The 22,568-nt window shown below is 38.6% G+C and carries 22 protein-coding genes; 15 read left to right on the top strand and 7 right to left on the bottom strand.

Going from position 1 to position 22,568, the window contains the following annotated elements:
- Window positions 1-74: 74 nt before the first annotated feature.
- From tamA to GWI97_RS07485, 6 genes are all read left to right on the top strand, one after another.
- Window positions 75-1,817: an autotransporter assembly complex protein TamA gene (gene tamA, locus GWI97_RS07460; protein WP_036939405.1), complete on the top strand. Its 1,743-nt coding sequence runs from the start codon at window positions 75-77 to the stop codon at window positions 1,815-1,817.
- A complete protein-coding gene (gene tamB, locus GWI97_RS07465) occupies window positions 1,814-5,635 on the top strand; it encodes an autotransporter assembly complex protein TamB (RefSeq protein ID WP_161751896.1) in 3,822 nt (1,273 codons plus the stop codon). The genes tamA and tamB overlap by 4 nt, the downstream gene beginning before the upstream one ends.
- A 5-nt stretch (window positions 5,636-5,640) precedes the next feature.
- A complete protein-coding gene (locus GWI97_RS07470) occupies window positions 5,641-5,988 on the top strand; it encodes a gamma-glutamylcyclotransferase family protein (protein ID WP_036939401.1) in 348 nt (115 codons plus the stop codon).
- Window positions 5,989-6,302: 314 nt separating this feature from the next.
- Window positions 6,303-6,566 (top strand): XRE family transcriptional regulator, encoded by a 264-nt coding sequence (locus GWI97_RS07475; RefSeq protein ID WP_087803772.1) that lies wholly within the window; start codon window positions 6,303-6,305, stop codon window positions 6,564-6,566.
- A gap of 49 nt (window positions 6,567-6,615) precedes the next feature.
- Window positions 6,616-7,908, top strand: coding sequence for a dTDP-4-dehydrorhamnose 3,5-epimerase family protein (locus GWI97_RS07480; protein ID WP_115370512.1), 1,293 nt, complete (start codon window positions 6,616-6,618; stop codon window positions 7,906-7,908).
- 8 nt (window positions 7,909-7,916) lie between these two features.
- Window positions 7,917-9,092: an MFS transporter gene (locus GWI97_RS07485; protein WP_161751897.1), complete on the top strand. Its 1,176-nt coding sequence runs from the start codon at window positions 7,917-7,919 to the stop codon at window positions 9,090-9,092.
- A gap of 62 nt (window positions 9,093-9,154) precedes the next feature.
- On the opposite strand, the gene ppa is transcribed toward GWI97_RS07485, so the two are convergent.
- A complete protein-coding gene (gene ppa, locus GWI97_RS07490; protein ID WP_036939391.1) occupies window positions 9,155-9,682 on the bottom strand; it encodes an inorganic diphosphatase in 528 nt (175 codons plus the stop codon).
- Window positions 9,683-9,881: 199 nt separating this feature from the next.
- Window positions 9,882-10,889, bottom strand: coding sequence for a class 1 fructose-bisphosphatase (gene fbp / locus GWI97_RS07495; protein WP_036939388.1), 1,008 nt, complete (start codon window positions 10,887-10,889; stop codon window positions 9,882-9,884).
- Between the two features lie 165 nt (window positions 10,890-11,054).
- Between fbp and mpl the strand changes: the two genes are divergently transcribed.
- Window positions 11,055-12,434, top strand: a complete 1,380-nt coding sequence (gene mpl, locus GWI97_RS07500) for a UDP-N-acetylmuramate:L-alanyl-gamma-D-glutamyl-meso-diaminopimelate ligase (RefSeq protein ID WP_036939386.1) — start codon at window positions 11,055-11,057, stop codon at window positions 12,432-12,434.
- A gap of 63 nt (window positions 12,435-12,497) precedes the next feature.
- On the opposite strand, the gene argR is transcribed toward mpl, so the two are convergent.
- Window positions 12,498-12,968: a transcriptional regulator ArgR gene (gene argR / locus GWI97_RS07505; RefSeq protein WP_006535714.1), complete on the bottom strand. Its 471-nt coding sequence runs from the start codon at window positions 12,966-12,968 to the stop codon at window positions 12,498-12,500.
- Window positions 12,969-13,414: 446 nt separating this feature from the next.
- Between argR and mdh the strand changes: the two genes are divergently transcribed.
- Complete coding sequence (gene mdh, locus GWI97_RS07510) at window positions 13,415-14,353, top strand: malate dehydrogenase (RefSeq protein WP_036939384.1); 939 nt, start codon at window positions 13,415-13,417, stop codon at window positions 14,351-14,353.
- 102 nt (window positions 14,354-14,455) lie between these two features.
- Here the strand turns inward: mdh and GWI97_RS07515 are convergent, their stop codons facing one another.
- Entirely contained in the window at window positions 14,456-14,722 is a 267-nt protein-coding gene (locus tag GWI97_RS07515) for a helix-turn-helix domain-containing protein (RefSeq protein WP_036939382.1), read from the bottom strand.
- A gap of 186 nt (window positions 14,723-14,908) precedes the next feature.
- Between GWI97_RS07515 and GWI97_RS07520 the strand changes: the two genes are divergently transcribed.
- Both GWI97_RS07520 and GWI97_RS07525 read left to right on the top strand, forming a co-directional pair.
- Window positions 14,909-15,259 (top strand): DNA-binding protein, encoded by a 351-nt coding sequence (locus GWI97_RS07520; RefSeq protein ID WP_036939379.1) that lies wholly within the window; start codon window positions 14,909-14,911, stop codon window positions 15,257-15,259.
- Between the two features lie 82 nt (window positions 15,260-15,341).
- The gene (locus GWI97_RS07525) at window positions 15,342-15,758 is read left to right on the top strand and encodes a DNA-binding protein (protein WP_036939375.1); all 417 of its coding nucleotides are present in this window, start codon (window positions 15,342-15,344) and stop codon (window positions 15,756-15,758) included.
- A gap of 49 nt (window positions 15,759-15,807) precedes the next feature.
- Here GWI97_RS07525 and ispB read toward each other — a convergent pair whose 3' ends face one another.
- Window positions 15,808-16,779 carry an octaprenyl diphosphate synthase gene (gene ispB, locus GWI97_RS07530; protein ID WP_036939373.1) on the bottom strand — a complete coding sequence of 324 codons (972 nt, stop codon included), beginning with the start codon at window positions 16,777-16,779 and terminating at the stop codon, window positions 15,808-15,810.
- A 263-nt stretch (window positions 16,780-17,042) separates the two neighbouring features.
- Here ispB and rplU point away from each other — a divergent pair, with 263 nt between their 5' ends.
- The 3 genes from rplU to cgtA all read left to right on the top strand — a co-directional run bounded on the left by rplU (window position 17,043) and on the right by cgtA (window position 18,931).
- Window positions 17,043-17,351 carry a 50S ribosomal protein L21 gene (rplU, locus tag GWI97_RS07535; RefSeq protein ID WP_036939370.1) on the top strand — a complete coding sequence of 103 codons (309 nt, stop codon included), beginning with the start codon at window positions 17,043-17,045 and terminating at the stop codon, window positions 17,349-17,351.
- Between the two features lie 19 nt (window positions 17,352-17,370).
- On the top strand, window positions 17,371-17,628 hold the full coding sequence (gene rpmA, locus GWI97_RS07540; protein ID WP_006535706.1) for a 50S ribosomal protein L27: 258 nt from the start codon (window positions 17,371-17,373) through the stop codon (window positions 17,626-17,628).
- A 130-nt stretch (window positions 17,629-17,758) separates the two neighbouring features.
- Window positions 17,759-18,931, top strand: coding sequence for an Obg family GTPase CgtA (cgtA, locus tag GWI97_RS07545; protein WP_036939367.1), 1,173 nt, complete (start codon window positions 17,759-17,761; stop codon window positions 18,929-18,931).
- 75 nt (window positions 18,932-19,006) lie between these two features.
- Here the strand turns inward: cgtA and dacB are convergent, their stop codons facing one another.
- A complete protein-coding gene (gene dacB / locus GWI97_RS07550) occupies window positions 19,007-20,449 on the bottom strand; it encodes a serine-type D-Ala-D-Ala carboxypeptidase (protein ID WP_036939365.1) in 1,443 nt (480 codons plus the stop codon).
- A gap of 411 nt (window positions 20,450-20,860) precedes the next feature.
- Here dacB and greA point away from each other — a divergent pair, with 411 nt between their 5' ends.
- Entirely contained in the window at window positions 20,861-21,337 is a 477-nt protein-coding gene (gene greA / locus GWI97_RS07555) for a transcription elongation factor GreA (RefSeq protein WP_036939362.1), read from the top strand.
- Between the two features lie 121 nt (window positions 21,338-21,458).
- Here the strand turns inward: greA and yhbY are convergent, their stop codons facing one another.
- On the bottom strand, window positions 21,459-21,752 hold the full coding sequence (gene yhbY / locus GWI97_RS07560) for a ribosome assembly RNA-binding protein YhbY (protein WP_036914752.1): 294 nt from the start codon (window positions 21,750-21,752) through the stop codon (window positions 21,459-21,461).
- Between the two features lie 145 nt (window positions 21,753-21,897).
- Here yhbY and rlmE point away from each other — a divergent pair, with 145 nt between their 5' ends.
- Window positions 21,898-22,527, top strand: a complete 630-nt coding sequence (gene rlmE / locus GWI97_RS07565) for a 23S rRNA (uridine(2552)-2'-O)-methyltransferase RlmE (RefSeq protein WP_036939360.1) — start codon at window positions 21,898-21,900, stop codon at window positions 22,525-22,527.
- Window positions 22,528-22,568: the final 41 nt, after the last annotated feature.

Here is a 22,568-nt window from a genome sequence, read left to right on the forward strand (position 1 = left end):
CTAAATCTACAATAAAGCTTAAAACAGTTTGTCGTCAATTTATCACATGAATTAAATCATATTGAGGAGAAAACGTGCCGAGATACTCCGTTATCTACGTTCTCTGTCTGTCTTTTATCGCACCCGTTGCTTATGGGGCAAATTTGCGTTTAAAAGTGGAAGGTTTAGAAGGGCAACTCGAAAAAAATGCGCGAGTCCAGCTATCAAACATTACAACAGAAGAAGTTGCACCTGACGGGCGTTTTCGTGCGCGTGTTGAAAAGGCAATTCAAGAAGGACTTCGCCCTTTAGGCTATTATCAGCCAACAGTGACATTCTCTTATCAAGAAAACACACCACCTGCGCGTTCTGTATTAACGGCTAAAGTTGAACCCGGTATTCCTATTTTACTCAAAGGGGTCGATATTGTTCTTGAAGGCGGTGCTAAAACTGACGAACAATATGCAAAGGTCATTAAAGAGAATACCCCTCCTCTTGATAGTGTTTTAAATCATGGTGATTATGAAAAGCTCAAAGGTTCATTAACAGGACTTGCTATCCGTCGTGGTTACTTTGATGCTGAAATGGATAAAAGCCAGCTAGGTGTCTCTTTAGATAACCATGCCTCGTATTGGGATTTTGTCTTTAATAGTGGTGAACGTTATCGCTTTGGCAAAGTGAATTATACAGGCTCCCAAATTCGGGAAGATTACTTACAAAATATTGTTCCTTTTAAAGAAGGGCAATATTACGCCTCTGAAGATCTAGCCGAATTTAATCGCCGTTTAGCGGCAACAGGTTGGTTTAACTCTGCCGTTGTGACCCCTGATATTGCTAAAGCACGCGCTGAAGGTTCTCATCTTTTACCGATGAGTGCGGTTGTCACTCCGCGTTCTCGTAACTATGTAGAGCTTGGTGGTGGTTATGCCACCGATGTTGGTCCTCGCCTTAATATGCAGTGGGATAAACCATGGATGAATTCGCGTGGTCATAGTTTAACTTCCAACATTAGCGTTTCTCAACCTGAACAATCTATTGGTGCAAACTATAAAATTCCACTTAAGGTAAACCCATTAGAGCAATATTATGGTGTTCAAGGTGGTTTTAAACGGACCGATTTAAATGACACTCGTTCTGATACCACAACGTTAAATGTGTCTCGAAACTGGGATATGTCCACTGGCTGGCAATACAGTGTGAATACACGTTGGAGCCTCAGCCACTTTACTCAGGGGGATGTCACAAATACCACGATGTTGCTTTATCCAGGCGTGACAGCAAGTCGCGTACGCCAACGAGGGGGCATGATGCCTTCTTGGGGGGATAGTCAACGTTACACATTAGACTACTCCAATAAAATATGGGGCTCAGATGTAGAATTTGTTGCGTTCCAAGCACAACATGTCTGGATACGCACGCCTTGGGATGGGCATCGATTTGTTGTAAGAGGTAATTTCGGCTGGATTGAAACTAATGCCTTTGAACAAGTTCCCCCTGAGTTACGTTTCTTTGCGGGGGGAGATAGAAGTGTCCGTGGCTTTAAATACCAAAGTATCTCACCAGAAGATAGCAAAGGTAATTTAACCGGTGCATCAAGGATGTTAGTCGGATCACTAGAATATCAATATAATGTCACGGGTAATTGGTGGAGCGCTGTCTTTATTGATAGTGGTGAAGCCGTTAATGATTTTACTCGCAGTGATTTTAAAACAGGTGCTGGCGCGGGTGTGCGCTGGGCATCACCAGTTGGTCCGATTAAATTTGATTTAGCATTACCTGTGAGCGACGTTGATAAACGTAGACTTCAGTTTTATATCGGGTTAGGAGCAGAATTATGATCAAGTGGTTGAAATGGATTGCACTAACACTTCTTATCATTATTTTGCTTACGTTCAGTGCCGTAGCTTGGATCTTAGGAACACAATCAGGTTTGCATTTTGCCATTAATAGTGCTGCTCGCTGGGTTCCTGGCTTAGTTATCAAAGATGTTAATGGTGACTGGAAAGATCTGCGTTTAACGGGAGTTGAATATCAAATGCCCGGAGTTGATGTGAACGTGGGTGAGTTATCATTAGGACTACGTTTAGCATGCCTGACGGATAAACAAGTTTGCGTTGATACACTGGCGACACGCGATGTGGTTGTTAATGTTGATACTAATGCTTTCCCTCCCTCTGAAGAAACCCCACCATCAGAGCCTTTAACTGAGCTCAATGCGCCGTTACCTCTCTATTTAAACTCGCTTTCATTAGAAAATACGCATGTGAAGATTGACGATATAGCAATCTCGCTCGGTAAGTTTAAAACCGGTGCGCAGTGGGAAGGGCATCAAGTTACATTAAACCCAACAGTTATTAATGATTTGCTGGTGGCGTTACCCAAAACACCAGAAGAAGGCAGTGTTCAAGCAGTTGCCCAAGATGTAAAAGAAGTCGTAACTGCAAAACCTAAAACTGAACCTACAACACCAGAAGAAAAAGAACAGGCGCTAGCAGACACGATTAAAACGATTTTTGCTAAGCCACTATTGGCTGAATTACCTGAAATTATTATTCCTGTTGATATCAATATTGAAGGTATTGAAGGTAAGCAATTACAAGTGAGTGGGGATACGCCCGTTACCATTAATCAACTCTCTTTTGAGGCAAAGACTCAAGGTAAGCAGGTTAATCTCACTAAATTAAATATTGATGCACCAGAAGGTGAAGTGAGTTTAAATGGGGGAATTACCCTAGATAAACAGTGGCCTGTTAATTTAGATGTGAATGCGACTGTCCGTGATGTCGCAGGGCTTGAAGATTTTAAAGATCAAAAAGCGACGCTTTCTTTGCAAGGAGCATTACTGGAAGAGCTTAAATTAGCACTTTCTTTAACTGGTGCAGTAACAGCCACGCTTGATGCACAAGCAGAGCTCGCCAAACCGCATCTTCCGTTAAAACTTACTCTAGAGAGCCAAAAAGTTCGTTGGCCATTAACTGGGGATGTACAGTATCAACTTAATGACACCCGATTACGTCTCAATGGTCAGACTGATAATTATGATCTTTCATTGCGTTCTGATATCCAAGGTCAGGAAATTCCGCCTGCTAAATTAATGTTGGATGCAAAAGGTAATGAAGAAAAAATTGAGTTAACACGACTGCGTTTAGCCACATTACAGGGTCATGCTGATATCACTGGTGTTGCTGATTGGAGTAAGGCGATTAGTTGGAATGCATTGCTCACTATTTCGGGAATTAATACGGCAAAACAGTATCCTGATATGCCCGCTAAATTAGATGGACGTATTGCTACAACGGGGAGCCTGTATGGCGGGAGTTGGCAATTACGTGTTCCTGAAATCACTTTAGATGGTGATCTCAAAAATAATCTTATCAAGGCGAGAGGGAATGCTTATGGTAATGATTCAGGACAATGGAATATTCCCCAATTAAATCTGATATTGGGGAAAAATAAGCTCGATATCGAAGGGCACCTAGGCGATAAATGGGCATTAGATGCCAATATTAATGCACCAGGATTAAATGGTTTAGTGCCAGGGCTCACTGGCTTTGTAAAAGGTAAGGTGAATATTCGAGGTGATATTAATACACCAAAGATTATTGCTGATATCAACGCCCAGGGCATTAAATGGCAAGATCAAGTGAGTATTGGATCTATTACGATTAAAGGCGATGTTCAGTCTGATAAAGACATTGGTGGCAAACTGGTTATTACAGCACGCCAGTTAAAACAAGCCGATTTAATTATTCGTAATTTAACGTTAGATGCAGCTGGTACAGAAAAACAACATAAACTCACCTTGAAAGTAGATGGTGAGCCAGTGTCTGGTGGACTGACATTAGCGGGTTCATTCGATAAAGAAAAACAGCAGTGGAAAGGGACGTTAAATAATACGGCTTTTGATACCCCAGTGGGTGAATGGCGTTTAAATAAAGCAATGACGCTGAATTTATTGGCAGAAAAGCAAGAGATTACGATCGGTGCTCATTGCTGGGTGAATCCTGATGCACAAGTCTGTGTTCCTAAAGCAATAACCGTTGGTGAAAGTGGAACTGCTGGAATTACGTTAACTCGTTTTGATTTAGCAATGATAAAGCCTTTTTTACCACCTGAAACGTCTGTTCGTGGTGTGTTTACAGGGGATGCTACTGCAACATGGAGTTCAAAAGGCGGATTACCGAAAGCATCTGTCAATTTAAAAGGGCAAGGTGTTGCAGTAAAACAGAATATCGAAGGCACTATTTTACCTATTGATTTCGATACCATTACGTTAAATGCGGGCATGAATAATGGTAAAGCAACATTACAATGGCTGATTAGTATTGCAGGTAATGGTAATTTTAAAGGCAATGTGCATGTTGCCGATCTTGAGAAAAAACGCCAATTATCAGGTACGGTGGATATTGATAATCTGACATTAGATTTAATCAAACCGTTCTTAGGTAAAGGTGAAATAGCTGAAGGTCGTGTTGGTGCACAATTACGTTTAGGCGGAAATGCACAATCGCCACTGCTATTTGGTCAATTTGGTATCAATCAATTAAAAGTGGTTGGGCACTGGATCCCGTTTGATATTACGAAAGGGAATGTTGATGTTCAATTCAATGGTGCGACGTCCGATTTAAGCGGTAGAATCGAAACGCCAGAAGGTTACTTAAATCTTACTGGTAATGCCGATTGGCGTAAGTTAGATGAATGGCGCGCAGTGGTGGCCGCTAATGGTAATAAACTAAGGGTGTCGTTACCGCCAATGGTGCGTATTGATGTTAATCCTGACCTTGTTTTTGAGGCTAGCCCTCATTTACTGAAATTAGATGGCCGTATTGATATCCCTTGGGCTCGTATTGTGGTTCAAGAGTTGCCGGAGTCGGCGGTATCGGCATCTTCAGATGAAGTGATGCTGGATAAAAACTTACAGCCTATAGCGCCAAAAGAGACATCGATTCCAATTCAAAGCAATTTAGCGATTAATATTGGTGATGATGTGACACTGGACGCATTTGGTCTTAAAGCCAGATTGACGGGAGCACTTAAAGTCAATCAGAATAAACAAGGACTGGGTTTAAATGGGCAAGTTGATATTCCACGTGGGCAATTCAAAGCTTATGGGCAAGATTTACAAGTGCGTAAGGGACAAATCTTGTTCTCTGGGCCCGTTGATCAACCTTATTTAAATATCGAGGCTATTCGTAACCCTGATAATACCGCAGACAATGTTATTGCTGGTGTTAAGGTAACGGGGCTTGCTGATCAGCCTAAAGTAGAAATTTTCTCTGAGCCAGCTAAAACACAACAAGAAGCGTTATCTTACTTGTTAAGAGGTGAAGGTCTAGACAGTGGTGATGCTGATTCATCACAAATGACAGCAATGCTGATAGGATTAGGCGTTGGTCAAAGTGGTCAGCTTGTAGGGCGCATAGGCGAAACCTTTGGTGTTTCGGATCTAGCGCTTGATACACAAGGTGTGGGGGATAATTCACAAGTTGTGGTCAGCGGTAAGATAACGAACGACCTACAAGTGAAGTATGGAGTGGGTATATTTGATTCGCTAGCGACGTTAACCTTACGTTATCGCTTGATGCCCAGGTTGTATTTACAAGCAGTGTCTGGTATGAATCAGGCAATAGATCTGCTTTATCAATTTGAGTTTTAAATTATATGCGAATTATTGTTTATGGTAGTTTACGGCGAAACCAAGGTAACCATCACTGGATGACTTATGCTCAGCTTCTCGGTGAGCATAAATTAGTGGGATATAAACTCTATGATTTAGGATTTTACCCTGCGGTTATTGAAGGTGAAGGAGAGATAGAGTGTGAAGTCTATCGGATAACACCTTCTATCTTGACAGAGCTTGATGAATTGAAAAAGAACGATCAGGATTACAAGCGACAACTGATTTCAACGCCTTATGGCAGTGCTTGGATCTACCTTTATCAAAAGCCTGTTGATGGTTTGCGTGAAATAAAATGTGGTGATTGGTTAAAGCGTCATGAAGAAGAGTAATTGAGTATTTCCCTTTTACTCAATATGATACAAAAACGGCTTGATAGGAATATCGAGCCGTTTTTATTTTTATATAAATAGATAATAGTTTATTTATATTATTAATGACTCTTTAATTTATTTAAATGTTATTATTTTTATTTAATTTAATAGCTAATATTTATTTTATTTCTTATGATTATAGATATGAATTTTATTAATGCTTAGCTTATTGACAATAAAATTAAATTAATGCTAAAAAGATAAGTGACTACTTAAGTTAATCAATGAAATTAGATTTTATTATTTTTTAATATGAATTTTAAAGGTGGTTTATGAACAATTCTAATAACATCTCATTGCTTTATAAAAATAAACCTGTAGAAGTTGAACAAAATATAGCAAGTAATTCTTTTACTGATATGATATTCCAAACAAAAACAACAGCAACAGAGACAGTTGATAAATTGGCTTATCTTGCTGGTATTAAAAATGCACCTGCTGATGATAAATATCAAAAATTGAATACATCTAATTTAACGTCACTCCTCGAAAGTGCAAAGTTATTAGGTTATGACATTGAAGTTGTCGGTATCTAATTAATTTAAAAGCAGCTTGTTAGCTGCTTTTAAACGTAAGGATAAAATAATGAATAAGGATATTATTAATTTAAATAAAGATATTAATATCGTTGGATTACATTGGATTTCTCGTTGGCGAGTAAACAATGGAAGAAAGGATTCTTATGTTATTCCTTTTGCAACGACATATCCGATTAATATTATTTATCATGGTAGTGATGAGTTTAAATATGGACAATATGGTATTCATCTCGGGCAACAAGATACATTGACTTTTTTAGGTGATGAAAATCGAAAAGTATTGGCTAAATTTATTGATTGTCGTAAATATTCTCCGACGTTTAAGTCAGTATTAAGCTTTTATATTACACCTTCTTCAGCGAGAACATTAATTATTCCTCCAGGTGTTGCTCATACCTTTCATCATTTAGAGAATATATTTACTTTAAATAGTTATACTTTATTTTTACCTACACTAGAGAAGTTATTCTGTAAGGATCTTACATGGTCACCGAATAATGATGTTATTAATCTCCCTGAAGATATTAACATTGATGATATTGAAGGTTATGAACCTATGACAGAAGAAGCCTCCGATTTAGTTTATCATCGCATTGCCGATATCCAGTCTGAACTTCTCAATAAACATGAATTTTTGCATTCAGAAACACGAAAAATTCGTTTAGATAATGGTGATACTGTTAATTTAAGATTTAGAGAAAGAATAGCCAAAAATCAAAGAATGAAATTACCACTCTCGACAATTATGGGTGTGGCGTTTCGTGAGATGCCGACAATGCAAACGGGTAAAGAGAGTGGGATTGTTCCGTTAACACGAAAATCACCGATGTATCTTGTTGACCATGGCCCCGAAGATTATGATTTTGACTCTTATGGCTTACATTTAGGGCAAGAAGATCACTTGATTTTTTTAGGGGAAACTTCTTGTGATATAACATTAAAGCTTGTTGATATGAGAAAGAACTCGCCTACTTTATTTTATGAAGATGAGATAACGTTTAACCCTACACCTAACCTTGAACTTGTTATCCCTTGTGGGGTTGCTCATGCTTTATTTAATATGGCGAATGTGATTACGGTTAATCGCCCTGTTATTTATTTAGATAAAGAAAAAGAATATATTCCTGGTCATGATGTTATTGATTGGAAAATTGCGAATAAAAACTATCAATCTTATTCTATTAATAAAATAGAGGCAGATTTAAACTATTATCAATTTATTGTTTCTAAACAAGAGGAAATCATTAAACAGCAGCCTACACATCATACACCCAAATCTATTATTGTTTATGATGAAAATAATAATCCAATTAAAGTGTTAATTAAAGAAAAGGTCTGATATTTATTATGCATACTGTCTTTTTTTATATGCTTTTTTTTGTATTAACGGCTGATGGATTAATGGTATTTCTTACGCCTGTTATTGTCTATCAGTTAACAACAAGTATTGAATATGCGGGATTGACATACGCACTATGGTGGTTACCTCGGGTTTTCTTGATCCCTATTATTGGAAAATATATAGATGGCTTAGGTGTTCGTCTTATATCGATTATTTCTGATGTTTTTAAAATAACAGGGTGTTTATTTTTATTATATGCTGATTTTACGTCTGAGATGATGATAGCAGTCAGTTTTGGATTAGTTGGCAGTTTAATTTCTATTGGAAATTCTCAAACGCTTATTTCGTATGAAAAAATGATTGCATCTATAAGTAATAATAAAGAACATCATATTAATATGATATCTAGAATGGATTTCTCAGGGATGATCATCGGTCCTCTCATTGGCATTTTTTTTATTGATTATGGATATAAATATTTACTTATTATACCTGTTATATTTTATTTTATTAATGCTCTTTTCTTTTTATTTTTTTATAAGGAAAAAAAGAGAATTCATGAAAATAATTCGCAAGAAATAATTAGTTCTAATAAGATGATTCTTTACATTTTATCATCACCGATAATTCTATTTTCTATTTTTATTGCTATTGGTAACAATATGTTTGATGGTTTAATTGAATCTAGTGGTACGGCGTTAATTGATCGCTCTATGAAATTACCCATAAAATATTATGGTTTTATTGATATTGCAGCGGGGATCTGCGGTGTATTAGGCACATACTTATATAGCTATTTAAGTCAATGTATAAGGAGAAGGCCACTCACTATTATTTCAATTTCGATTATTGTTATCAGTTCCTCTTTCCTAGTATTTTTTCAAGGTTCCATGATCTTGTTTTTTATCAGCTATGCAATTTCAATTATTGGAAAAGTTTTTTCGGGAAATATTTTAAGAATGCTTAGAATTGAGATTATCCCTTTCAATCAATTAGCAAGTGTGTCATCTCTGATTATCCTATTGAATCAACTGATCTTACCGATTGTGGGCGGGCTTTTGTTTTTTTCGACTGGAGACGTTTCAGTAGTTTATATGTTAATGATAGTTGCCATTGCTATCACATTGATAAGTGGTGGATTGCTTGTAATGCGTTTGAAACAAAGAGTGATATCATCATAAAAAAAGCCCCTCAATAAAATGAAGAGCTTTTTTATCAGTAAGTTATTCTGATAGCATTAAAATTATTTTTTCGCGCGTTCGAAAGAAGACAGAATTTCAGCTTTAGCGGCTTCTACACCTTCCCAACCGTCAACTTTAACCCATTTGCCAGTTTCTAAATCTTTGTAGTGTTCAAAGAAATGTTTGATCTGTGCTTTTAACAGTTCTGGTAGGTCAGTCACATCTTTAATGTGATCGTATTCTTTGCTCAGTTTAGTGTGTGGCACTGCAACTAGTTTTGCATCTTCACCTGATTCGTCAGTCATTTTTAGTACGCCAACAGGACGACAACGAATAACGGAACCTGGTTGTAATGGGTATGGCGTTGGAACCAGAACGTCTACTGGATCACCATCTAAAGATAATGTGTTGTTAATGTAACCGTAGTTGCATGGGTAGAACATGGCAGTTGACATAAAACGGTCAACAAACAGTGCGCCACTTTCTTTGTCAACTTCGTATTTGATAGGATCAGCATTTGCTGGGATTTCAATAACAACATAGATATCTTCTGGTAGTTCTTTACCAGCAGGAACATGATTCAGGCTCATAAAAAATTTCCTATAAAAAAATTAATTTTACGTGGCCTGTAGTATAGCGAAAAGTTTTTAACAATACCCGTTTTTTGCCGAACATGTTGCGTTATGACGTAAGAATAAGCAGTAAATAAAAAGAAGCCCTATTTTCAAAGATGAAAAAACCGGACGAAAAAGAAGCCCGGTTTATCTATATTGATGCTAGACCAATGAATTATTCTTCGTCTGGATATTGCGCCATAAAACTTTCAGCTTGCTCAACCATCGATTTAGTACCGACAAAGAAAGGCATACGTTGGTGAAGCTCTTTGGGTTCAATATCTAGAATGCGTTCTTTACCATTACTTGCTTTACCACCAGCTTGTTCTGCTAAAAACGCCATTGGGTTACATTCATAGAGTAAACGCAATTTACCAGTAGGATGGCTCGCAGTGCTTGGATAGATATAAATTCCCCCTTTTAGTAAATTACGGTGAAAATCAGCGACTAAAGAACCAATATAACGCGTGGTATAAGGGCGATTAGTTGCAGCATCTTGTTCTTGGCAATACTTGATGTATTTTTTGACACCTAATGGGAATTTGATGTAGTTGCCTTCATTGATCGAGTACATATTTCCTGTTGGTGGGAAATGTACACTTTCATGAGATAGGCAGAAGACACCTAAAGATGGATCATAAGTAAAGGCATGAACACCACAACCTGTTGTATAAACTAACATGGTTGATGAGCCATAAACGACATAACCCGCAGCAACTTGACGATGACCCGGTTGTAAGAAGTCATCTAACGTTACAGGTTGGCCAATAGGCGTAATACGGTGGTAAATAGAGAAAATTGTGCCGACGGAAACGTTTACATCAATATTCGACGAACCATCTAAAGGGTCCATTAGTACAACATACTTAGCATTTTCAGCGCGATCACCTTCAAAGATAACAATATCGTCTTCTTCTTCTGATCCGATACCCGCAACTTCACCACGTGCTTTTAATGCTGCTTTGAGTTTCTCATTCGCGTAAAGATCCAGTTTCATCTGGGCTTCACCTTGAACATTAGAAACCCCGTTAGTACCCAGAATATCGACTAACCCTGCTTTATTAATATCACGGTGGATAATTTTAGCCCCAAGCTTAATAGCCGAAAGTAATGCCGTAAGTTCGCCAGTTGCATGGGGAAAATCTTGTTGTTTCTCGACGATAAATTCGCCTAATGTTTTCATGACGCAGGTCCTGAATGTGAGTGGGTAAAGTAAAAAAAGGAGGAAAATCTCCTTGGTGGTGGCAAGTTTAGCCAAAGAATCGAATGATTCAAAGGTTAATCCGTTCCTTATCTGCTTTTTGATCGTTAGAATAGTGACCAACTTCATGCTATTGGACAGAAATTCATGCACATTCATATTCTTGGTATTTGTGGCACCTTTATGGGAAGTCTTGCCATCTTAGCTCGAGCAAAGGGACATAAAGTCACAGGCTCTGATGCTAATGTCTATCCACCGATGAGTACCTTATTAGAAAATCAGGGAATTGAACTGATTGAGGGATATGACCCTAAACAATTAGAACCTGCTCCTGACATGGTCATTATTGGTAATGCCATGACACGAGGAAACCCTTGTGTTGAAGCTGTACTTGAAAAAGGTCTACCTTATACTTCAGGTCCTCAATGGTTACACGATTATATTTTACCTGAGCGTTGGGTATTAGCGGTCGCAGGAACCCATGGCAAAACAACAACGGCGGGTATGTTAGCTTGGGTTTTAGAAGATTGTGGCTATAAACCCGGTTTTTTAATTGGTGGTGTACCTGGTAATTTCCAAGTTTCAGCACAATTAGGTGAAAGCCCTTTCTTTGTGATTGAAGCTGATGAGTATGATAGCGCTTTCTTTGATAAGCGTTCTAAATTTGTACATTATTCTCCTCGAACACTGATTTTAAATAACCTTGAATTTGATCATGCCGATATTTTTGATGATTTAGCGGCAATTCAAAAACAATTCCATCATTTAGTTCGTATCGTTCCGGGTAGTGGAAAAATCATCATGCCTGATAACGACATGAATTTAAAACAGACCATTGGAATGGGATGTTGGAGTGAACAAGAATTCACGGGTGAAACAGGCGATTGGCAGGCCAAAAAACTCACTAATGATAGTCGCCATTTTGAGGTATTTCATAAAGGTGAAAGCGTTGGAGAAGTGTGTTGGGGGCTTTCTGGTGAACACAACATGCAAAATGGCTTAATGGCAATAGTTGCTGCGCATCATGTTGGTGTTTTACCCTCAGATGCGTGTGAAGCATTAGATAAGTTTGTTAATGCGCGTCGTCGTTTAGAATTACGTGGTGAAGTTAACCAAGTGAGTGTTTATGACGACTTTGCACATCATCCTACGGCGATTTTGGCAACGCTTGAAGCATTGCGCAGTAAAGTTGGTGGAACTGCACGTATTATTGCGGTGTTAGAGCCCCGTTCAAATACGATGAAAATGGGTATTAGTAAGGATGATATCGCTCCCGCATTAGGTCGAGCTGATGAGGTGTTTTTATTCCAGCCACCGAATATTCAATGGTTAGTAAGTGATATCGCGGAGCATTGTGTGCAACCAGCGCGCTGGAGTACCGATCTTGATACATTAGTGGATATGATTGCGAAAGAAGCGCAAGCGGGTGATCATATTTTAATTATGAGTAATGGCGGTTTTGGTGGGATACATGAAAAACTGCTTAAAAAATTAGCGCAGCCTAAAGGCTCAGAGAATCAGTATTAATAATAAATAAAAATAAGCCACTGACTGTTTAGTGGCTTATTTTTGGACGCTATGGAAAAGCGATTATAATTCCTGATCAAACAGGTTTAGGATTGCATCTCGCAACTCTTCTGTTGAAAACCCGGGTGCAGGTGTTGAAAATATGGTGTCATCACCCGCAATACTGCCGAGGATCCCTTCTGCTTTGCCTAATGAATCTAATAAACGTGCAATAAGTTGAGCCGCACCTGGACTCGTTCTTATCACTACAACCGAATGGTTATGGTCAATATCAAGTACTAGATTTTTTAATGGGCTACTTGCTGTCGGTACGCCAAGTTCAGTGGGTAGGCAATATACCATTTCCATTTTGGCGTTACGGGTTCTTACTGCACCAAATTTTGTTAGCATACGAGAGATTTTGGACTGATTAATATTATCAAATCCAGCTTCTTGTAATGCAGTCACAATCTCGCCTTGTGAACTGAATTTTTCTTCTTTCAGCAGGGCTTTAAACGCTTTAACCAAGTCTTCTTGCTTAGAAGGAACGCGCATAGTTCACCTTTAGTGAGTTATCAATAACCCGCGTATTATGCGGAGAAGTGAATTTTTATGCAACAAAAGACGATGAAAGGTAAGAGATAATTTACGGAAAATTGTAAAGTAGAATGTACTACAAAAAAGTTTCATTTACCGACTTTGAATGTGGTAACTTAAGAGAAGTAAAATATTTGTTAATTAAATGATAAGCTTAAATGATTATCATAAGGAGATAGACCCACTTAACATTTTGCCCAATTTATTGGAATTATTTATCAAAAGAGTGCCCACTATCTCATTAACAGATAAGCAATTTGTTTAGAATAACCAAAGTATTATTTTCCACTGTAAATGCCTTATTATGCAATATTGCTGTTAAATAATTGTTTTTTAAAAGGTGTATTGCGTAATAGTGAATCTCTCTAAGGCGTTCCACTATCTTGTAACTAAGGAGTATCAGAATGAAAGTAGCAGTTCTCGGTGCAGCGGGTGGTATTGGTCAGGCACTGGCACTTCTTCTTAAAAACCAGCTTCCAGCTGGTAGTGAACTCTCTTTATATGATATCGCTCCCGTCACACCGGGCGTCGCAGCTGACTTAAGCCATATCCCAACTCAAGTGACGGTAAAAGGCTTTGCTGGTGAAGATCCTTCTCCTGCATTAAAAGGCGCTGATGTTGTTCTGATTTCTGCGGGTGTTGCTCGTAAACCAGGCATGGATCGTTCTGATCTTTTCAATGTGAATGCCGGTATTGTCCGTAATTTAATTGAAAAAGTAGCACAAAATTGCCCTAAGGCACTGATTGGTATCATTACTAACCCAGTGAATACAACAGTTGCTATCGCTGCTGAAGTACTGAAAAAAGCGGGTGTTTACGATAAAAAACGTCTTTTTGGTATTACGACCCTAGATATCATTCGTGCTAATACTTTTGTTGCTGAATTAAAAGGCCAAGATCCTCAGAAAACCAATGTTCCTGTCATTGGTGGGCACTCTGGTGTCACTATTCTTCCTCTGCTTTCTCAAGTTGATGGGGTCTCATTTACGGATGATGAAGTGTCAGCGCTGACAAAACGTATCCAAAATGCAGGTACTGAAGTTGTAGAAGCGAAAGCAGGTGGTGGATCAGCAACATTATCAATGGGACAAGCCGCAGCGCGTTTTGGTCTTTCATTAATTCGCGCTTTAAATGGCGAGAAAAATGTTATTGAATGCACCTATACAGAAGGCGACGGAGAATATGCCCGTTTCTTTGCACAACCTATTCTTTTAGGCAAAAACGGTGTAGAGGAATATTTATCTATTGGTAAATTAAGTGATTTTGAAAAACAATCTCTTAATGGCATGTTAGATGTATTGAAAAAAGATATAATTCTTGGTGAAGAATTTATTAATAAATAAAGAAATACTTTTTTTGCTATAAAAATAATGCAAATTTAAATAAAAACCGCTGATATAGTATCAGCGGTTTTTTTTATTAATTATAATGTATGTAATTATTAGTTAATTATTAGTTTTGTCACGAATCTTTCGTTCAAGTAATTCTCCTGTTTCAGGATGAAAATAACGGCTTGGCCAAATTTCAGAAGGAGCAACATTAAGATAATCAGCAATGATTTTTTCTCCTTTAGGCCAAGGGCGTGACAGTGCATTAGCGAGTGTTGAAGAGCTTAACCCTGCTTGACGAGAGATGGCAGCAAGTGTTGTTCCTCGTTTCCTAAGTGCGGCAATAATATCGGCAGGATGCCAATCAGATTTCCTTGAAATCATTTTTAATCCTTTTTCTATAAAATTAATTGCTGTGTTAGTGGTATAAATAACAGTTTATTAGAAATGTCTTAAAGCATTTAAACTGATTATTTAGAAAATAAAATAACATTATTTTTCTAAAAATATTTCTGATTTTTTTCTTAATAATTTCTTTTTTGAAGTTGATAACAATTTTAGAGAAACATAATGAAAAAAGAGTGGTATACGGCAAAGGAATTGACGGGTATAGGTGGATTACCTAAATCACCACAAGGTGTAAACGCAAAAGCTAAACGTGAATTTTGGCAAAAACAAAAGATAAAGAATAAGCAAGGTAGTGGTGTTGAATATCATTATTCTTGTTTACCAGATGAAACTTTAATTGCTCTGGAACTTTATGAACCATTAGCACATTACAAACTAAATAAAAAAGAGGAGCCACTCGTTATCTGGGTGAAAGCATTCCAACAACTAAATGATGGTGAACAAAAAACATTAACAGAGCTGATATTGCGGGAAGGTATTAGAAGTTTTTTAGAAAAAGTCGTCAATGATTAAACGATTTTAAAGAATCTATTATTGCGTTATCCGCAACAGATATCTATCTGATTAACCTCTTAGTTGAATGTGAGATGAGATCATGAAAAAAGAATGGTATACAGCGAAAGAATTAGTGGGGCTTGCGGGGTTACCTAACTCACCGCAGGGAGTTAACTTGATGGCTCGTCGTGAAGGCTGGGAAAACCGCCGTAAACGTGGCGTTCAAGGGAAAGCTGTAGAGTATTCAGTGAAAAGTTTGCCTGATGAGGTGATTGGTGTATTAGCCGCACATGAACCTCCTGCTGAGTATTTATCAAAGCGCCAGGATGCTTTTTTAATTTGGGTTGAGGCATATTATCAATTAACTAAATCAGAACGTGAAAAAATTGTGAAGTTCGTGCTTCGTGAAGGGCTAGCAAAACTCATTAGTTATATTGATGCCGATAATCAAGATGCCATTGAGCGAGAAAATGAAGAAGTGCTCAATAAATTAAAAAACCCACCAGAGTCGACATAGTCGCTCTGGCGGGCTTTACTGTACTATTAATGGGGTAGTGCCATTAGGATTACGATTGACGTTGTACAGCCACGTGAGCAAGCCCAATCAGCGCTTCTTTATAAGGTGAATCAGGTATAATAGATAAAGCTTCAATTGCTTTGTCTGCTTCTTCTTCTGCTTTTTGGCGGGTATATTCCAAAGAGCCGCTTTGCTTCATGGTATTTAAAACGGTATCCAATAAATGGCGACCATTACCTTGCTCAATAGCTTGGCGAATTAACTGAGATTCTTCTTCATTACCGTTATGCATGGCATGGAGTAATGGCAACGTAGGTTTGCCCTCATCAAGATCATCGCCTGTGTTTTTACCCAACTGGTTATTGTCTGCATCATAATCAAGTAGATCGTCAATGAGCTGGAAAGCGGTCCCAAGGTAACGTCCATAGTCTTGGAATGCTTTTTCTTGCTCAGACGTTGCGCCAGCGAGGATTGCTGACGCATGAGATGCTGCTTCGAATAGGCGCGCTGTTTTGCTGTAGATAACTTGCATATAGTCATCTTCAGAAATGTTAGGATCGTTACAATTCATTAATTGTAAGACTTCACCTTCAGCGATCACATTGGTGGCGCTAGACATTAACTTTAATACACGCATTGAATCAAGATCCGTCATCATCTGAAAAGATCGTGTATAAATAAAGTCACCAACAAGTACACTTGCTGCATTTCCAAAGACGGCATTTGCCGTTTGTTTTCCTCTGCGCATATCAGATTCATCAACAACATCATCATGTAATAACGTTGCTGTATGAATAAACTCGATAAGCGCTGCGACCGAGATATGTTTGTCACCTTGATAGTCCAACGCTCGTCCAGTGAGCACGGCGATCATTGGTCGGATCCTTTTACCTCCACCACTAATGATGTAGTAACCAAGTTGGTTTATCAAAGAAACATCTGAATTAAGCTGGTAAAGGATTGCCTCATTTACCGCAGCCATATCAGCGGATGTTAGTTTTATAATAGATTCTAAATTCATGTTTTTTCGACTTTGGCTCGCCAATGAGCGCGTTATTATTAATAAAAAATGATCATGCCATAGATTTTACTCTCTTATAATTTAGATTGTACTTTAAAAATGGCTGAAATAAATATCGCATAAAAAACTCTTTTTTTTAACGCTAGTTTGCGATCTGTACTTGTCATCGGCACTAAATTTGCGTAGAATTCGCGCCCTATGTGAATATTTTAATTGTGCACTCAAATTATACATATTGGGAGTGTGCGGAAAGCGGAGTTTATATGTACGCGGTTTTCCAAAGTGGTGGTAAACAACACCGAGTCAGCGAAGGTCAAACTATTCGTTTAGAGAAACTTGAAGTAGCTACTGGCGAAACAATCGAGTTTGACACTGTAATGATGGTCGCTAATGGCGATGACATTCAAATTGGCGCTCCAATTCTTGCGGGCGTTAAAGTTAAAGCGGAAGTGGTTGCTCACGGTCGTGGCGAGAAAGTTAAGATTGTTAAGTTCCGTCGTCGTAAACATAGCCGTAAACAACAGGGCCACCGTCAGTGGTTTACTGATGTTAAAATCACTGGTATCGCTTAAGGTTTAGGAGAGTAGTTCAATGGCACATAAAAAGGCTGGCGGCTCGACTCGTAACGGTCGTGATTCCGAAGCAAAACGTCTGGGTGTTAAACGTTTCGGTGGTGAAGCTGTATTAGCAGGTAGCATCATCGTTCGTCAACGTGGTACTAAGTTCCATGCAGGTACTAACGTTGGTTGTGGTCGTGACCACACCCTGTTTGCATTAGCTGACGGAAAAATTAAGTTCGAAGTTAAAGGTCCAAACAACCGTAAATTTATCAGCATCGAAGCTGAATAATTACCGGTCCTTTAATCACCGAGTCAAAAGCCCTGCAAATCTGTTGCGGGGCTTTTTATATTTAAAAAAGGCCATCTCTGGGTAATTTCGGCCATCCAGCACGTTAATGGCTACTATACGGAGTAAAATCATGAAATTTGTTGATGAGGCCAAGATCCTGATCGTCGCGGGTGATGGTGGTAACGGCTGTGTGAGCTTTCGTCGCGAAAAATATATCCCTAATGGCGGACCAGACGGTGGTGATGGTGGTGATGGTGGTGACGTCTACATGATTGCAGACGAAAACCTAAATACCCTGATTGATTACCGTTTTACAAAATCTTATCGCGCTGAGCGTGGTGAAAATGGTCACAGCCGTGACTGCACAGGTAAGCGTGGTCAAGACATTACAATTAGTGTTCCGGTTGGAACGCGTGTCCGTGATTTAGCCACCAATGAAATCATTGCTGACTTAACTGTTCACGGCCAAAAACAGATGGTTGCTAAAGGCGGCTTTCACGGTTTAGGTAATACTCGCTTTAAATCTTCGGTTAACCGTGCTCCACGCCAACGTACTATGGGAACGCCGGGTGAATCTCGTGAAGTTCTCTTAGAGCTAATGTTATTAGCCGATGTTGGGATGTTAGGCATGCCGAATGCGGGTAAATCAACGTTTATTCGTGCAGTATCTGCGGCAAAACCTAAAGTTGCCGATTATCCTTTTACCACCTTAGTGCCGAGCTTAGGTGTGGTACGTATGGATAATCACCAAAGCTTTGTTGTTGCTGATATTCCTGGATTAATTGAAGGCGCTGCTGATGGTGCAGGTCTTGGGATCCAATTCTTAAAACATTTAGAACGCTGTCGTGTATTATTGCACTTGATCGATATTGATCCTATTGACGGATCAGATCCTGTTGAGAATGCAAAAATTATTGTCTCTGAATTAGAGAAATACAGCGAAAAATTAGCACAAAAACCGCGTTGGTTAGTGTTCAATAAAGTGGATCTTCTTGATGCAGAAGAAGCAAAAGAGAAGGCAAAAGCGATTGTTGAAGCACTGGGTTGGGATGAAAACTATTACATGATAGCGGCTATCAACCAAGAAGGTGTGAAAAAACTTTGCTGGAACATCATGGAATTCTTGAACGTGACGCCACGTGAACAAGATTTAGTAGCGACAGTTACAGAGCCAGGAAAAGTTGACTTTATGTGGGATGATTATCACAAAGAACAGCTTGAAAATCCTGATTTCGAAGATGATGACGATGATGATTGGGATGAAGAAGATGATGATGGTATAGAGTTTATCTACCAACGTTAACTTTCATTCTTATCATGAAAAAATAAGAAAACGCCTGATTGATCAGGCGTTTTCTTTTATCTCAATATTGTAAATTTAACGGTTATTGTACATATCTTTATACAGATTAGTTTCAAAGCGTATTAAATAGGCTCGCCCTGCATTACGATTTTTCGTCGGTGGTGAATAGGATGAGACATACTGAACAAAAGCAACTTTTTGCCCATTTGCTGTTGTCATAAATCCAGCAAGATTATAAACCCCTTTTAATGAACCTGTTTTGGCAGAAACTTTGCCATCTACGCCTGCTTCATGAAAGCCACCACGATATTGTAATGTTCCATCATGCCCAGCAAGGGGAAGCATAGTCATAAAGTTGAGTTCATTATCATGTTGGCCAATATATTGAAGGACTTGCATCATTGTTGCCGGTGAAATGAGGTTATGACGTGAAAGGCCCGAACCATCAACCATGACTGTATTGCCTAAATCAATTCCTGCTTTTTGTTTTAAAATCGCGCGAGTTGCTTCTGCACCTGAACGCCATGTTCCGGCAACACCATAATATTCACGCCCAATGGTTCTAAATACAGTATCTGCAATCATATTGTCAGATTCTTTTAACATTGTCGTAAGTAAGTTATGTAAGGGTTTAGATTGTGTTTGCGCCAATACTGTAACGGGTGCTTTAACTTGAGAACGACGTTTTATATAACCATCAAGTTCAATATTGGATCTTTGTAATTCTTCTTTTAAAATCGTACCAGCCCAATGCGCACCGTCTTGAATTGAAAACATTAAAGGCACTGCATCGTCACGTTTAGGGATGCAACCTGTTATTACATAGGTATTTAAGTCACGGACAGTGACATCTAATTCACAAAAACGGGTGCGAGTGGAGCCTTTCTCATAAGTTTCAACTTCGCTTAAAACGGTGACAGGATAAAATGAAGCTTTGCGTATTGTGGCAATATCGCCATCTTTATTGCCACTTTGCAATAAGACAGAAAAACAGTTTTTATCAACAATTGCGGCACTAGGGGGGGCACTAAAACATTGAGTCATATCATTCCAAACCCAACCTGGCGCTTTGTCATGACTTGAAAAAGCAGATGTATCAATCAGTAAATCACCATGAACTTTAGTAATACCAGATTGTTTTAATACTGCGACCATTCCTCTTAACTGTTGGCGAGTTAATGTCGGATCACCACTGAAACGAAAGATCAAATCTCCGTTAAGTTGATCGTTTTTTATTTTACCTTCCGTCTCCATTGTCGTGGTAAATTGATAATCACCACCTAATTGAAGTAATGCGGCTAAGGCGGTAACAACTTTTTGAGTACTGGCAGGAAGCGCTAATTGATCTGCATGATAATTGAGGTTAGGAGACGTTGCGCCCACAGGTTGAGTAATCAAACCCACTTGTGTTCCTTCAGGGAGATGCTCAATGTAGTTTTCAACGGATATTGCTTGGGTTGAAAAACTGATGATACTTAATGTGTAAAGTATCCGTCGGAATGTTGATAATAAGCGCATAATTTCTCTGTCCGTGACTATAGCGTGATAACGTTACAGTATTGATTGCCAGAGACTAATACTAAAGGGCAATGAGGGCAAAAGTAAACGATATACCGAGTGATTACTGCATTATCAGAAAATATCTGTTTATTGATTTATAAAGAGAGATAAGGCGTGAAGCAATGCGTCTGTTGTGTTAGATTTAGTTTTAAGTATGGGGGAGCTAAAGTTTACTTCCCAACAACATGAATAAGGGAATAAACGTCTTTCCTAATTCACCGAATATATGTAGAGACAGGCCCAATTTAAGGTTGCCTGTGTCTTTTTTTGTCTTGAGAAGAGTAAATAGATCCTTTTCTCTGTGTTGTTAGTATAAAAAATCAGGATGATACCTATTTTTTATTAGGAATAGTATTGAGGTATTAACACATGAATCAGATCCCAATGACAGTTCTTGGTGCAGAAAAATTACGTGAAGAACTGGAGTATTTAAAAAATGTTCGTCGTCCCGAAATTATCGCTGCTATTGCAGAAGCACGCGAGCACGGAGACTTAAAAGAAAATGCAGAATATCATGCAGCAAGAGAGCAACAAGGTTTCTGTGAAGGACGAGTACAAGAAATTGAAGCTAAATTATCAAATGCTCAAGTTATTGATATTACTAAGATGAATAACAATGGTCGTATTATTTTTGGTTCAACAGTGACATTGTTAAACGTTGAAACTGAAGAAGAGCAGACTTACCGTATTGTGGGTGATGATGAAGCGAACATTAAAGCTAATTTAATTTCTGTAAATTCACCGATTGCGCGTGGATTAATTGGTAAAGAGTTAGATGATGTCGTGGTTATTACAACTCCGGGTGGGCAAGTTGAGTACGAAGTTTTAAACGTAGAATACATTTAATTTATAATTTTACGTTTCTATAGAAAACTAGTCTGCTATCCTGTGGTAATATAAAAAAGGCCTTAAAAGGCCTTTTTTGCCATAGAGTTAGTTATGGCATTTTTATATAAAGATACAAGTATTATTTCGGTAAAATAATCTTGCGTGCTTCTGAAGGACGATAAAGAACAAGAATTTTTCCGATTACTTGTACATTCTGTGCACCGCTTTCGCGTACAATCGCTGCCACGATCAAGTTTTTAACATCTCGATCTTCGCCTGCGATTTTGACTTTGATAAGCTCATGGTGTGCCAGAGCGAGTTCAATTTCTGCAAGAACGCCTTCAGTCAATCCGTTGTTACCAATCATAACGACGGGATTCAGGTGATGAGCGAGCCCTTTCAGGTGTTGAATTTGTTTTTTGTTAAGAGTCATCATTAATTTTTGCTTTGTTGGGATTGAAAACTCACTATTCTAACGCCATCTCTCACTTATCACCATAAAATGTCGTTACGACGAGGTTAAATGAGTGAAAGAGTAAAAATTTTGATAGCTAAGTGTATGATAGTTGGAAAACACAATGGCCAATAAGAAACGTTCGGCAAGCTCTAGCCGCTGGTTACAAGAACATTTTAGTGATAAATATGTTCAGCAAGCAAAGAAAAAAGGGTTTCGCTCTCGTGCTTGGTTTAAACTGGAAGAAATTCAGCAAAGTGACAATATTTTTAAACCAGGTATGACCGTTGTCGATTTAGGAGCTGCTCCTGGTGGGTGGTCTCAGTATGTTGTACAGCAGTTAGGAAGCAAAGGTCGAATCATCGCATGTGACCTTTTACCTATGGATCCTATAGTCGGAGTCGATTTCCTTCAAGGCGATTTTCGTGATGAACTTGTGTTGAAGGCATTGCTTGATAGAGTAGGTGAAAATAAAGTCCAGGTTGTCATGTCTGACATGGCTCCAAACATGAGCGGCACACCCGCGGTCGATATCCCTCGATCCATGTATTTAGTAGAGTTAGCGCTTGATATGTGTCGTGATGTACTGGCTCCCGGGGGAAGTTTTATTGTCAAAGTGTTTCAGGGAGAAGGCTTTGATGAATACCTGGGGCAAATACGCTCCCTGTTTACGAAAGTGAAAGTTCGTAAACCAGACGCTTCGCGGTCTCGTTCTCGTGAGGTATATATTGTAGCCACAGGGCGTAAACTTTAGTACCCTAAAGCTATTTGTTAACACAGTTGTAATATGAGGTT

Origin of the sequence: Proteus sp. G2300 (assembly GCF_009915965.1) — a bacterium.
GTDB lineage: Bacteria > Pseudomonadota > Gammaproteobacteria > Enterobacterales > Enterobacteriaceae > Proteus > Proteus vulgaris.

Coding starts and splice junctions, on each gene's coding strand:
- GWI97_RS07520 (WP_036939379.1), top strand. CDS start 14,909: ATGAAAAAAGAGTGGTATACGGCAAAGGAATTGACGGGTATAGGTGGA.
- rpmA (WP_006535706.1), top strand. CDS start 17,371: ATGGCACATAAAAAGGCTGGCGGCTCGACTCGTAACGGTCGTGATTCC.
- yhbY (WP_036914752.1), bottom strand. CDS start 21,752: ATGACTCTTAACAAAAAACAAATTCAACACCTGAAAGGGCTCGCTCAT.
- ispB (WP_036939373.1), bottom strand. CDS start 16,779: ATGAATTTAGAATCTATTATAAAACTAACATCCGCTGATATGGCTGCG.
- GWI97_RS07470 (WP_036939401.1), top strand. CDS start 5,641: ATGCGAATTATTGTTTATGGTAGTTTACGGCGAAACCAAGGTAACCAT.
- ppa (WP_036939391.1), bottom strand. CDS start 9,682: ATGAGCCTGAATCATGTTCCTGCTGGTAAAGAACTACCAGAAGATATC.
- mdh (WP_036939384.1), top strand. CDS start 13,415: ATGAAAGTAGCAGTTCTCGGTGCAGCGGGTGGTATTGGTCAGGCACTG.
- cgtA (WP_036939367.1), top strand. CDS start 17,759: ATGAAATTTGTTGATGAGGCCAAGATCCTGATCGTCGCGGGTGATGGT.
- GWI97_RS07475 (WP_087803772.1), top strand. CDS start 6,303: ATGAACAATTCTAATAACATCTCATTGCTTTATAAAAATAAACCTGTA.
- GWI97_RS07485 (WP_161751897.1), top strand. CDS start 7,917: ATGCATACTGTCTTTTTTTATATGCTTTTTTTTGTATTAACGGCTGAT.
- argR (WP_006535714.1), bottom strand. CDS start 12,968: ATGCGCGTTCCTTCTAAGCAAGAAGACTTGGTTAAAGCGTTTAAAGCC.
- mpl (WP_036939386.1), top strand. CDS start 11,055: ATGCACATTCATATTCTTGGTATTTGTGGCACCTTTATGGGAAGTCTT.
- greA (WP_036939362.1), top strand. CDS start 20,861: ATGAATCAGATCCCAATGACAGTTCTTGGTGCAGAAAAATTACGTGAA.
- GWI97_RS07515 (WP_036939382.1), bottom strand. CDS start 14,722: ATGATTTCAAGGAAATCTGATTGGCATCCTGCCGATATTATTGCCGCA.
- rplU (WP_036939370.1), top strand. CDS start 17,043: ATGTACGCGGTTTTCCAAAGTGGTGGTAAACAACACCGAGTCAGCGAA.
- fbp (WP_036939388.1), bottom strand. CDS start 10,889: ATGAAAACATTAGGCGAATTTATCGTCGAGAAACAACAAGATTTTCCC.
- tamB (WP_161751896.1), top strand. CDS start 1,814: ATGATCAAGTGGTTGAAATGGATTGCACTAACACTTCTTATCATTATT.
- dacB (WP_036939365.1), bottom strand. CDS start 20,449: ATGCGCTTATTATCAACATTCCGACGGATACTTTACACATTAAGTATC.
- GWI97_RS07480 (WP_115370512.1), top strand. CDS start 6,616: ATGAATAAGGATATTATTAATTTAAATAAAGATATTAATATCGTTGGA.
- GWI97_RS07525 (WP_036939375.1), top strand. CDS start 15,342: ATGAAAAAAGAATGGTATACAGCGAAAGAATTAGTGGGGCTTGCGGGG.
- rlmE (WP_036939360.1), top strand. CDS start 21,898: ATGGCCAATAAGAAACGTTCGGCAAGCTCTAGCCGCTGGTTACAAGAA.